This window comes from Candidatus Nitrosocosmicus sp. T (genome assembly GCF_054408485.1).
The window spans coordinates 101,451-114,220 of sequence record NZ_CP166992.1 but is presented as its reverse complement, the minus strand read 5'-3'; the positions used below and the strand labels follow the sequence as shown (position 1 = coordinate 114,220).

Below are 12,770 nucleotides of genomic sequence, written 5' to 3'. Positions count from 1 at the left end.
GTAGTTATATATCTTATAAGAAACTCTTCAATCGTTACAGTAATAAATTTAATTAGATTTACCCCTAGTAAAATCAACTATTTTTTTTTCTATAGTATTTTATCTTAATGTTTATATCATACTTTTAGATTCCACAGAAACTTTATTTTTATCCTCATATTTCTTGATATGACTTGCTAGTTCTAGAGTTTTGGAAATTTCATCTAATCCATTTACCAAGTAACTCTTTAATGTAGGATCGATATCAAAACCGAAGGCTTTAGAATTTATCCTCACTTGTTGTCGTATCAAATCAATTTCAAAGTTTTCGTTTATCTTGTCGGTAAAGAAATCTTCGATTATATTTTTGTCCATCTTGATGACCAAAACACCATTTTTAAAACAATTATTGTAAAAAATATCTGCAAAAGATACCCCAAGAATTACTTTAAATCCATAATCCTTGATGGCCCATACCGCATGCTCTCTTGAGCTTCCAATACCAAAATTTTCACGGGTTAAGAGAATCTGTCTTCCACTATATAGAGGCAAGTTCAATACAAAATCCTTTAATGGTGTACCTTGATTATCATAACGCCAATTAAAAAATAAATATTCACCGTATCCAGTTTTTCCCAAAAGTTTTAGGAACTGCTTTGGAATGATCTGATCTGTATCAATATTCGCAATATCAAGCGGAACTACCTTGCTTGTCAGATTTTTAAACGGTTCCATAATAATCCTGTAATTTTTATCTGTAATAAATCAAACTTAAATCCATTCTCTAACATCAACAAATTTTCCGGCTATTGCGGCGGCTGCAGCCATTAAAGGACTTACAAGGTGAGTACGTCCTCCTGTACCTTGGCGTCCTTCGAAATTTCTATTTGAAGTGCTAGCACACCTTTCACCTGCTTGAAGTATGTCAGGATTCATACCTAAACACATACTGCAACCAGGCTCTCTCCATTCAAAACCAGCATTGATAAAAATCTTATCTAATCCCAACTTTTCGGCAGCAATTTTTACCTGCTGTGATCCGGGAACGACCATGGCTTTAACATTAGAAGATACCTTTTTTCCTTTTACTGCATTGGAAGCTTCAATTAAATCTTCTAATCTTGCATTTGTACAAGAACCGATGAAAACTCGATCCACTGTAATATCAGTAATTGGTAAACCCGGTTTCAAATTCATGTATTCGAGGGCTTTAATAGCTGATTTTTTTTCATCATCATTTCCTTTAGAATATTCATCAGGAGATGGAATTGCAGAGTCCACATCAATAGTCATAGCTGGATTAGTGCCCCAAGTAACTTGAGGAGCAAGATTATCGATATCAATAGAGAAAGTCTTGTCGTATTGTGCTCCGTTATCCGATCTGAGATCCTTCCAATTGTCTACTTGTTTATCAAATAATTCATTTTTGGGAGAAAAGACTCTTCCCCTTAAATATTCAAAAGTAACATCATCTGGAGCAACAAGACCAGCTCGAGCACCTGCTTCGATAGACATATTACAAATAGTCATGCGTTTTTCCATTGAGAGGGATGAAATATAGTTTCCTTTATATTCAATCACCGATCCTGAACCGCCAGATGTACCTATCTTTCTAATAATGTTTAATATGACATCTTTAGATGATATTGGATGCTTTTGCTTCAAACCACCATTCAAAACTATTTCAAAATTTTTTGACTTTTTCATCCATAGACACTGAGTTGCCAATACGTGTTCTACCTCACTGGTACCTATACCAAAAGCCAGAGATCCAAATGCCCCGTGAGTAGATGTATGGCTATCACCACAAACAATCGTACTACCAGGAAGTGTCAATCCCAATTCTGGGCCAATTACATGAACTATCCCTTGATACTTATCATGAATATCAAAAAGTCTTATTCCAAATTCTTTACAATTATTTTCCAATGTTTTTATCTGTAATGATGAGATTTGATCCACAATGGGCAAGGACCTATTGGTGGTGGGAACGTTATGATCTACAGTAGCAAAGGTAAGATCTGGTCTTCTAACACTTCTTTTGTTGATCCTAAGACCATCAAAAGCTTGGGGTGAGGTTACTTCATGCACATAATGTCTATCAATGTATAAAAGCGACAAATCACTATTTTCATCAGAATATACTACGTGATTATCCCAGATCTTATCGTATAGAGTTTGTGCCAACTATAATATATAATAACAAAACGACTATAATAATAATTATTTTATAATTAATTGGGAATTAACAATGCTTAAATGTAGTCTTTTATCATTTGATATAAATGCATGTTAATGATGATCGATATCCTCAGCAAATTTTAGATCAAATTAAAAAAGGAACAACTACTTGTGCTCTTACATGTAGTGATGGTGTAGTATTAGCTGCAGATACAAGAGCAAGTGCAGGATTATTTATTGCAGATAGGCATGTAATGAAAATACAAAAAGTTGATAATCATTTAGGTATGACAATTGCAGGCGGTGTTGCAGATGCCCAAAATCTAGTTGATACAATGAGATATAACGCAAATATATACAGATTATCTAAAAAAGAGCCCATTCCAGTCAGTTCTGCTGCTAGATTATGTTCCAACATTCTATTTAATCAAAGATATTTTCCCTTTTATGTTCAAATTATCATGGGAGGATTTGATTTTCGTCAGCAAAAAGGACAAATTTATAATATAGATTTATTTGGTTCTATGACTACAGAAAGCTTTATTTCAACGGGTAGTGGGTCCCCTGTTGCATACGGATATTTAGAATCAGAATTTAAAGAAGGAATGAGCGTAAATGAAGCTTATAAAGTAGCAATTCAAGCCATTGCTGCAGCAATTAGAAGAAATGCAGGTACAGGAGACAGTATAAATGCAGTGATAATAGATAAAAATGGATATACAGAATTATCTAAAGAAATTAAAGATAGTGTAGGCGCTAAATTTTAATTTTTAACTTTTTTTATCCAATCAGATAATCATAATATAAAAATAGAAATAGAAATCATTCTAACTTTATACACCTTAGTCTAATTTATAACCAATAAAATCTTCAATTACTACCTCCGTTTCCTTAGGTAGTTCAATAATAGGGAGCAATTTTTTAATGAACTTATTAGCAATTATATGAATTGATTTAAAAGCATTATTTTTTAAGAAGGAGTTTAATAATTTTAGGAATTCGGTATAACTTTTAGGATCATATTCGTCAAAATGTTTTGTAAAGATATTATGAGATGTAGGATAAATATCCGATATTTCAACTGGAATCAAGCCGAAAAAAGCATTATAAAGACAAATTGATGCATCGGGAAATGCACTGGAAAGTTTTCGCAATATAGAGGAGGAATAGAATGGTCTTATACCCTGATCTGGATATAAAAGCAGGACATTATTATTGGGTGATTTGTAGTTATCAATCAGCATACGTCGATAATTTTTTAGCTCTGGTCTAAACTGATCTATTGGTTCAAACAAATAGATTGCTTTTTGCTTGAAGACAGGAGTATTTTGTTGAATATATTCAAAATTTTTAATTGCATGAATCGCATCCATTAATTTGGGATGAGATCTTGCTTTTTGCAGTATATATTCCCAAAGCCTACCGTCGTAAATTGATTGCCTTACTGCAGACATCTCCTGTTTTAGAACGTACAAGTTATGTTTAGCAAGATTAATAATTCTGGTTTGAGGGGTTTCATCGATCAATTCTTTAACTGAATAATATGAGCAAACAGGACAGCAGCACGGCAAATATGAAAGATCTTCTAACCTCAGCGTCCCTGAAGAACTCATATAACGATTAGCTTTTGCATATAAAATATACGATGCGGAATCAAATGTATCACAACCTAAGGCAACAGCAAGAGGTATTGTTAATGGATGACCTGCACCAAATAAATGGATAGGCTTGTTTGGTATGGTTAATCTAGTAGCTTCTATAAGTCGAGCGAGTGTAGAAAACTCGTAAGCTTCCATCAGTTCCACTGGGCTACCAATTGCAAAAAATGAAAAGCCCTTTTTATCTAACATGGAGGCAGAATATCGTACAAGATCAAAATGCTCAGCTCCCTGGATTGTTCCGGTCCATATTTCACCTTTTGATGATAAAATATCATCATTGTTACTACTGTAATCATTCTGATCAGTTCTATTTCTTCTTATGACATCGATTGTTTCATCTATATTTGAAAGGGTTTCATCTACATAGGATTTGGCCGTATGATAAGGCAAACCATAGCCTGTTGGCTTATCTAATGGAACTGGAATATCACTACCAATATCAAGTTCAAATTGGGCCATTATCGAGGGGGTTACATTGACTTTACCATATTCTAGCACTTGGTAACCACCTGAATCTGTCATGATAGGCCCATCAAAATTAACTATTTTATGAATTCCCTGTTTTTCGGCCTTCTCGCCATAAAATTTGAATGCTATATAGGCATTTGTTATGATACATTCAAACCCAAGGCTTTTTAAAAAACTTGGGCTGATTTGTTGTTTGACTGGATGAATTACAGGTATAAACGATGGAGTTTCAAAAGAACCATGAGGAGTGGTTAATTTACCGATCCGAGCAGCTAAATCAGTACATTTCACCTCAAATACCAAGATTAATTCTTTGACTCCCTAAGGAATTCATCGTAAATAGCTTTTACACGTGATGCAGATAATCCAGATCCTTCTTCGACTCCAGACTCGGTCACTTTAATTTTATCCATCACAATGATTGCACCTACATCCTCTCGAATCTTAACTAATCCAGGGAATACCCTTGACAATCTTTCAGAAAGAGCTTTCAAATCAAATGGCCTCTCTAGAAGCTTTACCTCTTTTACGAATAAACCGTTTATCATTAGTTTTTGGATTTGTTGAGAGTCTACATGGTCCAATATTAAATCAAATTTTTCATTTAAACCAGTTAAAATACCAGAATAAGTTTTATTGTCGGAAGTCTCAATTGAAACTTTCTTTCCTAAAAATTGTACACTTTCTTCAGCAAATTTTCTTGAAATTAAAGCAGCCATAATCCAAGAGGATAATGTCTTAAGGTATATATATATGAAGTTAGTTCAACCTAGATTTATTTCAAAAATTTCAACATATTCGGATCATTTTGAATAAGTGGCAACCAATCGATGTTTCCGAAAGATCTTTGCTTCTTATCCATATACATATTGACAATCTTTTGAGCAGATAAGGACGGTAAAACACTAGTTGCAATCTCCAATTCAGAAAGTTTAGAAAATTCAAAGTTTCTTAATGCATCATAAGATATTATGCCCAGAATCTCAGCAACTATATTGTCACTAATTTTACTTTGTGAATATGATCTTTCTTCATATATTTTTCTTAACTCGTATGGAGATCTTCTCAATATTACTGCAAGATCTACTAACAACGGATCTATTACATAAGGTGCAAGATGTCCAACGATGATACTATCCTGATATTCTTTCTTAGAAAGCAACAAAGTCAAAAAATTCAATGACTTTTGAATATCTACATCATGATTTCCTCTTATTTGAGAAGGAATCAAAAGATCTTCGGATAAAATTATCTTATTTATATCAACAATTGTTACTTTATTAAACAAAGAGGAGAGCATAGTAGCGATGGTGTGTTTACCAACACCAGGTGTTCCAGAAAGTATTATTTTCAAAATACTATACCATTATCTCATATTCTCAAATTTTCTCTTTTTCATTATTTTAAGAATGAATGAATTAAACAACGTTCTAAGAATATTCATTGAAGAAATTATTGATGTAATCGTTAAGATCGTCTCTTAATTTTATTACTTTTATTCTTTTATCACCATCTAGATTTGTATGGAGTAATACATCTAAACCCTCAACCAAGTATTGGATGTTTGAGAATGTAAGCAGAGTCTTTTGATTTCTGTCAGTATTTTCTTCCACGTCGATAATGTTATTTCGGAATTGTTAAAGTTTATGGTTTATTCTGTTAAAAAAAGAACAGATTACTTGAGAGATAGGAAGAAGGGAAAACTCACTTTCATAAGAACACGTATCAATAGCATTTTGTAGTTTTATCATATAGAAAAATCTATTCAAACTTTAATATATATATAAGTAACAAATTTAATCATGATAAAAAGGCTTGCTATTATTTTTTCAGGACTATTAATACTGTTATTACTATCTAACATCAATTCTAATGCAAACGTGCAAGTATTAGCACAGCAAAATACTTCGGTAAGCACTACAAACACCTCTGTTCCCATTGTTTCTTCTGACACGGTATCAAATATTACAAAGCTTACAGGCGGAGTAAAGATAATGTCTCCAGATAAAGGAGATCTAGTTCCATTAAATTCAAACCAATCACTTGTTATTCACGGTATTTCAAAGGATAATGCAACATCAGATTGTGATGTTTCTGTTATCATAAATAATATAAAGCCATATCAGAATGTTCAACCCACAGGTGCTCAAGGAGCCAACGACTATTCTAACTGGCAATACACAGTATCAAGCAATTATACAAACATCAATGAAGGAAATAACAAGATAACCTCTAAAATCTTATGTTTAGGTGGTCCTCAAACATTACAAGCCTATTACTCGGTAAACATCACTGCTACTAACTTTACACAAGCACAGTTATCAAGCTATAACATGATGTTAGAATCTTCCAATTCGACAGCTAATGGTGGTAATATGAGTCAGGTTTCAGGTGGATTACAGCAACCTTTTGCACAAATTCAACAATTTAACCAAGATACAGGAAATGGTCCAATCTGTTGTAAGATAGCAGGAAGCAGTCCAGGACAGGTCAATGCAGTTACTGACACTACAGCGGTCCCCCCAATAACTGAAGATGATACAGATGTTGTTACCACAAATGATGAGGAGGAGGAAGTTGAGGAGGAGAGTAATGACGATGACAGCAACAGGAATGATGAGGAGGAGGAAGTTGAGGAGGAGAGTAATGACAATAGTAACAGTGATGACGATAACGACGATAACGACGGGGGGAGTATAATGGATCAAGTAGAAGATAATATTAGAGACAGCGGAATAGATTTTAGTTTTGATTAATAGTAATTATTCATTGCTTTTAATCAATTCATTTTAAATTTCATTTCTTTACCATTATTCTGCTGCCTAATCCTCAATAAAATTAGCCGAGTTTATAGGCAGATAGTCCAATAGGGACTTTTCGGATTTCTTTAGTTGCCCAAACTGTCGGTTAAATCATAAATAAAAATCTCAAAAGTTTGTATCTACCCACGCCGAAATAATACTTTTAATTTTTTCCTTGTATCCTTTTTCGGTAAATATTCTATACTTCTTGTTAGGGTAAAATTGTCTGATAAAATCCAGATCCAATGGTTCCAATTTTTTAGATTTAGTATTATAAAACATTAGCCTTTTCAATGTAGTCTCATCAACAGGTGGTTTTGTTACCTTCTTACGTGTAATATTTATAACCAATACTACCCCATCATCGGGCAACCCTGCTTCCTTTCTAATTTCATCTTGTAATCCCTTTGATCCTTTTGAATCCATAATCCTTGTAATTTTGTTATTATCGCTCAGATCAAATTCGTGAACAAGTGATAAAATATTTCTGTTCAGGTAATCATCTACAAGTATCCTTGTTTTTTCATTCTCTACTTTTGTTAATTCATGTATCAAGACATCATCAGATAATTCTAATATAGATTCCATCTCGGGATTAGATAGTTTCTGAAAGGCAGAGTTAGATTCTTTTGCAGCTTCCTTCATTATGTAAGACAAATGGACATCAGCACCTTGGGATATTTTATGCAAATAAATTGACCTGTGCATTTGGGCATAGGCTTCAAAGAATCTCATTGCTGCCTCTCTTGCTTGGGTTGAAACAGTTACAATTCTATCTTCTCTTAAGAAGTATAAATTTTGAACAATTCTTCCTACATCTACAAAACCATACTCTTTTGCTCCAGTCCTATTAGAATCCAATATCAGGTAGTTAAATCTGTCAACATTGTACAGGATCTTCTTTTATAAGATGATTCAAATACCAATTTGACTCCAAAAAAGTATCCATCCTGGCAATAACCTCTTCGCTGACGCCTATGCCTTCTAGAATCCTTTTTGTATTTTCGATTATTCTAAAATTAGGTGATAAATCGCATAATAATGCCATTATTTCATAAGACTCGATTTTGTTTTCAGATGATTCTTTAAGTAAATTGGTAAATTTCTTGTATATTATTTCCAAACTCAAGTATTCATGTTTCCAATCTAAAGACGGGTTGACTAGTTTTAGAAATTCTTCAAAGGTATGAGAAAATGGAGCATGTCCTATGTCATGTAATAAGGCTGCCAGTCTTGTCATTTGAATTTGTTTTTTGATTTCAATTTTGCAGTTAATGGAATCCATCAAGTCAATTATAGATGTAGAATCGATCTTGTTATTGGAATTCAAGATGATATGGGTGGAAGCCTCGCCAGCAATATGCATGGCACCCAAAGAGTGTTCAAATCTTGAATGAGACGCCCCTGGAAAAGCCATAAAGAGATTGGAACTTTGTTTTATTCTTCGGAGGCGTTGAAAATATCTTGTATTGATTATTTTTTTCTCTATATCTGTAATTCCAACATATCCATATTCGGGTAGCCTTATACTGCTAGTGAAGTTTAAGAATGGATGATATACGGGCAATAATGCTTATGAATGGACAATTTTTAAAAACTCTATGTTTTATAGATATCTTTTACAATGCATAATTGCTCATTATGACAGGCTTCTGTTGATAAACACCAAGGTAGCTAAGTGCTTGAATAGGTATATAGGATAAATACTTCATAATTTTTTGTCAATAAGCATGTTAACCCTAATACAAATCAGAATAGATTAGAAGTTTGTGACGATTATTGTTTTTGTATTGGAAAGTTTAGTCGTCCACGGCTTCTCTATGTTCATCAAAATATTGCACAAGCATATTTCCAATGAATTCATCCAGATTCGGTGTACTATTTAATGGATAATTCTTGATTACAGAACTCATCTATCTTAAATATTAGATGAATGGGTCATTATACATGAAAAATTATGGAGGAAATAAAATACCTTTAATTGTTATACAAAAATTTTTTTTAATATTTATAGAATTTGTATCCACGTTCATATGCTTGTCAATAGCAAGTATCTCTATATTTGAGAGACAGAAGCAAACGAGTCCAATTCCGTTGGGAAAAGTCCACCAATATAAAATGAATTGGGAAAAGTGATTAAATTTAAACAAAAGTTCATTATCTTAATAACGGTAATAATAGCATCTACTTTAACTATTAGTTATTTAACATATTCCCCATTTCTGTATCCTGTTAACGCAGATACTAACTCGGATAGAACAATTTTTCCAAAGCATACGTCATTAATACCATATATTGATGAAAAGAACGTGTCAGGCAATAAATCTCAATATAAAATTGCACCAGAATTTGAAAAACCTGATGAAGGCGTAAATATCATCAATATTAATGATGGTCAGCCATTAACAATGGCAGGTTTGAAAGGAAAAGTAGTTCTTGTCAATTTTTGGACTTATAGTTGTATTAATGTTCTAAGAACTGTTCCACATATTATAGAATGGAATGCAAAGTATTCAGATAAAGGACTGGTAATAGTTGGAGTTCATACACCAGAATTTGAATTTGAAAAAAATATTGATTATGTAAATACTTCATTACAAAAATACGGTATAAAATATCCTGTAATACAAGATAATGACCGTAAAATTTGGAATGCCTATGAGAATAATTATTGGCCAAGAATGTATCTTATCGATTCTCAAGGGTATATAGTATATGATAAAATTGGTGAGGGAGAGTATAATCAAACAGAGAAGGTAATTCAATCACTCTTAGTTGAAAGAAATGGTAACAAAGAAATAGAAAATACGGATCAAAATACAACCTTTCTCTATGAGTACATATCTCGATTAGTCTCTACCAATAATATTAGTAATTTTATTAAACAGCCTGTTGATTTTTCAAAAATTAAAACACCAGAATTGTATTTTGGAAATCAAGGGTCAAAATCAGCAATAGGAAATTCCGAAGGAGTTCGTCTTGGACAAACTATAACCTATACAATACCATCGTTGAATGGATCAATCAAACCTAATACAATATATCTCGAAGGAAAATGGAAAACCAATCATGACAATGTTGAATTACAAAGCGACTCAGGACGTATTGGTATACTCTACTCTGCAAAGTCTGTAAACTTGGTAGCAGGAGGTAGTGGTCAGGGGATAGTTCATGAGAATAATTCCTTATTATCAAATTATTCCAGTGGTGCAGATACAGAAAATGATTCTCAATTCGTAATTGATTACCCCAGGTTGTATAACATAGTAAATCATCAATCATATAGTGATGACTATTATTCTTTAATAATAGATGTTAAAGGAAAAGGATTTCAATCTTATGCATTTACATTTGGATAACAAATCCTCTCAACGAGGATAAAATAATGAATATTCAAACGACTCATCATAATTTCTCATGGTTCTATCATAATCTTAATTTGACAAGTTTCTTATCGTCCTGAACTCAAAATGACCACTATTTCTATTATAAAGAATTTTTTAATAATTATAATAAATAGAACGGTCTTAATATTGTGGCTGATCGGATAGCAATACCTATTATTATTTTAGTTCATAATACCCCAAAAGAAGGTCAGAATAGCAAAGAAGAAAAAGAAGACACAAAGAGTGATACTACTACGTCTTCAAATAACGATAACACGACAATAAAAAAATAAAGATTAGATTTATTCCTTTAATTTTCCTCTCTTTGAACTTGTTTCTTCTTCCATATCATCTACACCTTTCTCAGTTACAGTAAATTTAGTGTCAGAATATGGATGATAGGGAGAGTCGATCATCTTAGCGGTTCGATTTTCACCTGACTTTCTGAGATAAATCCTATAGGTTGAGGCATGACCTAATACATTTCCGCCTGCAGCTTTTGTAGGATCTCCAAAAAAGGTATCGGGTGAAGACTGAACCTGATTTGTTATAACCACAGAAATATTATAAATCTCTGCAAGTCTAATGATTTTGTGCAACATGGAATTGAGTCGCTGCTGTCTATCGGCTAGTGTGCCTCTTCCTGCAAATTCTGCCCTATGCAAAGAAATAATACTGTCTATGATAACAAGTCTGGCTTTAAAATCATTGATATATTTTCCAAGATCTTTTATGATCAATTCAAGATGAGAGCTATTGTAAACCTTACAAACTGCGATACTTTTTAAGACAGTAGTTGGATCAAGTCCTCTAGACACAGCTATTTGATCTACTCTTTCAGGTCTGAAAGTACCTTCTGTATCGATATATATTGAACCGCTTCCAAATCCACCATTTTCAACTGGTCGACTAGCCGTCACACACAGAGTATGACAAATTTGAGACTTGCCAGAACCAAACTCACCATAAAATTCAGTAACAGCTTGGGTCTCTATACCCCCCAAAAGTAGTTTATCCAAAGCATTTGAACCAGTTGTACATCGCAACAATGATTTTCTTTTTTCTAATGCGACATCTGCAGTAACAAATTCCTTGTCTAAAAGATTAGAATCTCGCAAAAGTTGTTGAGCAGCAATAATGAACGCGGCTGCACTTTCTTTTGAAGAGTTGATCTCCACAGAAAGTTCTTCTGAACTTGTAACGGCGAGGTCCATCACAGTAAGTACACCGGCATCACGTAATTTTTTTGCAGTGGTTGGTCCAATACCTGGAATATCTTGTATATCTAAATCATCAATAATAGTAGGAATAGGTTTTGATTCTTCTAAATCGTTATCAGAAATTTCTTGGGTTTCGCTGGATAGAGCATTTACAACATCTTCATCTTTCATTCTTTCACTATTTCTTTTTTCGACCATATTCTACTATATGTACTTTCTGTTATATTAAATAATTGACTACAAAGACTAGAACAACCAATATAATAATTTTGAAACTATTGTTACTTTTAATTATCCTCTTCAAAAATCAAAAGTTCATCACCCTTGAAATTCTTAAAGGAATCAGTAATGCCCAACAAATCATTGTTATAGAAAATATTGCCTATTGTTTCATCTCTGATAGTCAAGACAATAGTGTTGATATTAAAAATTTGAATTGTCAAGGGAAACTTACTTTGGAATAGCTCATCATCAATTTTTATATCAGCAAATCCATATATTGGAGTATTTGAAAATTGATTAAAAGTAATAGAAGAACCGTTGCTATTTTGAAAATTGATTATTTCTATAAAATGTTTCTCGATACCATTTACAGTAAGCAATTTAAAATTGGCTTGAAAATCTGTAACTAAACCTCTTGATACATTCAAAGACCAAGTTCCAGAGACCAGTTTTGGAAAACTATAGAGTATAGTGGATTCAGAAGTTTGATTCAGAGATGGAGGAGGAGGAGGAGGAGGAACAGGTTCGGATAAATTTTGGTTTATTTCGCTATAATCATGGAATACTACAGTGGACAATAATCCTTTTGTATAAAAGGTATTAGAATTGTTGATCGATGGTAATCCCTCATCGTCATCCATTCCTCCAACTGTTTGAGAATTGACGGACAAGAGAAAATTATCTAAAGTCACGCCTTGTGCCAATCCTACATAATTCCCGAATTTAGGTTCCTCATTTCCAGATGGTGCAACAACCAACCCAAGATCAAAGGAGAAAAAAAGTACTAAAAAAAGAGTAAAAATCAAGGTAAGTGGAAATAATACAAGCAAAAAAGGAAGAAAAGAGAATCGA

General features: G+C 33.0%; 14 protein-coding genes. 4 read left to right on the top strand and 10 right to left on the bottom strand.

The features are described 5' to 3' along the window. Nucleotides 1-111: 111 nt before the first annotated feature. Complete coding sequence (leuD, locus tag AB0A59_RS00600; protein ID WP_458745560.1) at nucleotides 112-714, bottom strand: 3-isopropylmalate dehydratase small subunit; 603 nt, start codon at nucleotides 712-714, stop codon at nucleotides 112-114. Nucleotides 715-750: 36 nt separating this feature from the next. Next, a complete protein-coding gene (gene leuC / locus AB0A59_RS00595; RefSeq protein ID WP_458745558.1) occupies nucleotides 751-2,166 on the bottom strand; it encodes a 3-isopropylmalate dehydratase large subunit in 1,416 nt (471 codons plus the stop codon). A gap of 98 nt (nucleotides 2,167-2,264) precedes the next feature. On the opposite strand from leuC, the gene AB0A59_RS00590 reads away from it, so the two are divergent. Beyond that, a complete protein-coding gene (locus AB0A59_RS00590; protein ID WP_144733028.1) occupies nucleotides 2,265-2,927 on the top strand; it encodes a proteasome subunit beta in 663 nt (220 codons plus the stop codon). A 75-nt stretch (nucleotides 2,928-3,002) separates the two neighbouring features. On the opposite strand, the gene tgtA is transcribed toward AB0A59_RS00590, so the two are convergent. The 4 genes from tgtA to AB0A59_RS00570 all read right to left on the bottom strand — a co-directional run bounded on the left by tgtA (nucleotide 3,003) and on the right by AB0A59_RS00570 (nucleotide 5,902). Further along, a complete protein-coding gene (gene tgtA, locus AB0A59_RS00585) occupies nucleotides 3,003-4,592 on the bottom strand; it encodes a tRNA guanosine(15) transglycosylase TgtA (protein ID WP_458745556.1) in 1,590 nt (529 codons plus the stop codon). A gap of 2 nt (nucleotides 4,593-4,594) precedes the next feature. Further along, on the bottom strand, nucleotides 4,595-5,008 hold the full coding sequence (locus AB0A59_RS00580) for an Lsm family RNA-binding protein (protein ID WP_458745555.1): 414 nt from the start codon (nucleotides 5,006-5,008) through the stop codon (nucleotides 4,595-4,597). Nucleotides 5,009-5,064: 56 nt separating this feature from the next. Next, a complete protein-coding gene (locus AB0A59_RS00575; protein WP_458745553.1) occupies nucleotides 5,065-5,643 on the bottom strand; it encodes an adenylate kinase family protein in 579 nt (192 codons plus the stop codon). Nucleotides 5,644-5,719: 76 nt separating this feature from the next. Then, nucleotides 5,720-5,902: a hypothetical protein gene (locus AB0A59_RS00570; protein WP_458745552.1), complete on the bottom strand. Its 183-nt coding sequence runs from the start codon at nucleotides 5,900-5,902 to the stop codon at nucleotides 5,720-5,722. A 189-nt stretch (nucleotides 5,903-6,091) separates the two neighbouring features. Here AB0A59_RS00570 and AB0A59_RS00565 point away from each other — a divergent pair, with 189 nt between their 5' ends. After that, entirely contained in the window at nucleotides 6,092-7,045 is a 954-nt protein-coding gene (locus AB0A59_RS00565; protein ID WP_458745550.1) for a hypothetical protein, read from the top strand. 171 nt (nucleotides 7,046-7,216) lie between these two features. Here the strand turns inward: AB0A59_RS00565 and AB0A59_RS00560 are convergent, their stop codons facing one another. Together AB0A59_RS00560 and AB0A59_RS00555 are read right to left on the bottom strand one after the other, a co-directional pair. Next, nucleotides 7,217-7,951 (bottom strand): hypothetical protein, encoded by a 735-nt coding sequence (locus AB0A59_RS00560; RefSeq protein ID WP_458745548.1) that lies wholly within the window; start codon nucleotides 7,949-7,951, stop codon nucleotides 7,217-7,219. A 19-nt stretch (nucleotides 7,952-7,970) separates the two neighbouring features. Continuing rightward, the gene (locus tag AB0A59_RS00555) at nucleotides 7,971-8,657 is read right to left on the bottom strand and encodes an HD domain-containing protein (RefSeq protein WP_458745547.1); all 687 of its coding nucleotides are present in this window, start codon (nucleotides 8,655-8,657) and stop codon (nucleotides 7,971-7,973) included. Nucleotides 8,658-9,222: 565 nt separating this feature from the next. Between AB0A59_RS00555 and AB0A59_RS00550 the strand changes: the two genes are divergently transcribed. Then, nucleotides 9,223-10,449, top strand: coding sequence for a thioredoxin-like domain-containing protein (locus AB0A59_RS00550; protein ID WP_458745545.1), 1,227 nt, complete (start codon nucleotides 9,223-9,225; stop codon nucleotides 10,447-10,449). A gap of 176 nt (nucleotides 10,450-10,625) precedes the next feature. Then, nucleotides 10,626-10,769 carry a hypothetical protein gene (locus AB0A59_RS00545; protein WP_458745543.1) on the top strand — a complete coding sequence of 48 codons (144 nt, stop codon included), beginning with the start codon at nucleotides 10,626-10,628 and terminating at the stop codon, nucleotides 10,767-10,769. A 9-nt stretch (nucleotides 10,770-10,778) separates the two neighbouring features. On the opposite strand, the gene radA is transcribed toward AB0A59_RS00545, so the two are convergent. Then, a complete protein-coding gene (gene radA / locus AB0A59_RS00540; protein WP_458745541.1) occupies nucleotides 10,779-11,894 on the bottom strand; it encodes a DNA repair and recombination protein RadA in 1,116 nt (371 codons plus the stop codon). Between the two features lie 89 nt (nucleotides 11,895-11,983). Next, nucleotides 11,984-12,724 carry a hypothetical protein gene (locus tag AB0A59_RS00535; RefSeq protein ID WP_458745539.1) on the bottom strand — a complete coding sequence of 247 codons (741 nt, stop codon included), beginning with the start codon at nucleotides 12,722-12,724 and terminating at the stop codon, nucleotides 11,984-11,986. Between the last annotated feature and the right edge of the window lie 46 nt (nucleotides 12,725-12,770).